The organism is Pseudomonas sp. HMSC067G02 (assembly GCF_001813485.1).
In the GTDB taxonomy this organism is placed as follows: Bacteria; Pseudomonadota; Gammaproteobacteria; order Pseudomonadales; family Pseudomonadaceae; genus Pseudomonas; species Pseudomonas aeruginosa.
Genome location: NZ_KV812695.1, coordinates 1 through 811, shown reverse-complemented (window position 1 = coordinate 811; position 811 = coordinate 1). Strand labels below are relative to the sequence as shown.

Annotated in this window: 2 protein-coding genes; both read right to left on the bottom strand. The window is 62.5% G+C overall.

Annotation, left to right across the window (positions count from 1 at the left end; all coding sequences use genetic code 11):
* Positions 1-503 (bottom strand): condensation domain-containing protein (locus HMPREF2914_RS18965; RefSeq protein ID WP_139148219.1); only part of this gene is annotated, 503 nt, incomplete at its 3' end.
* Between the two features lie 99 nt (positions 504-602).
* Positions 603-811 (bottom strand): phosphopantetheine-binding protein (locus tag HMPREF2914_RS18960; protein WP_049263189.1); only part of this gene is annotated, 209 nt, incomplete at its 5' end.

Below are 811 nucleotides of genomic sequence, written 5' to 3'. Positions count from 1 at the left end.
GCGGCATAGAGCTGGACCAGTTCCTCGACCATCAATTGCATCGACCAACCGTCGGAGACGATATGGTGCTGGACCATGACCAGCACATGCTCGTCGGCGTCCACCTCCAGCAAAGTCACCCGCAGTAACGGTCCCTGTTCGAGATCGAAGGGTCGTGCGATCTCCGCCTCGACCCGCTCCAGCAATCGCTGTTCGTCGAGTCCCCGTTGCACTTCGACTTCGAGCGCCAGCGAGACGTCGGCGGAGACGACCTGCACCCATTCATCACCCATCCGCGCGATCCGCGTGCGCAGGCTTTCGTGCCGCTCGACGAGCGCCGCGAAGCTGCGCTGCAAGGACGCAATGTCCAACCTGCCGCGCAGGCGCAGGGCGGTAGGAATGTGGTAGGCGGAACTCTCCGGCTCCAGCTGCCAGAGGAACCACTGCCGCTCTTGGGCATAGGACAGCGGCAGGTTGTCCATCTCCTGGCGAGTCTGCGGGATCGGCAGGCGGGCGAAGCTCATGCCCTTGGCCTGGACACGCTGATAGAACAATTTCTGCTGCGCCAGAGGCAGGCGAACGAAGCGGGACACGAGGTCCAGGTTTGGATTGGAAAGCATGGGTCAGATCGCCTCTAGTTCGCTCATGAATTCACGAAGGTCATCGAAATCGGTGTCATTGCTGGAAGTCTGCGCCGCGGCAAGCTCGGCATAGGCTTGCAGCGACTCGGTCTGGAACAGCGCCGCCAGCGGCAGCTCCACGCCGACCTCGCTCTGCATCCGGGCAGTCACCTGGATCGCCAGCAACGAGTGGCCGCCAAGCTCGAAGAAGT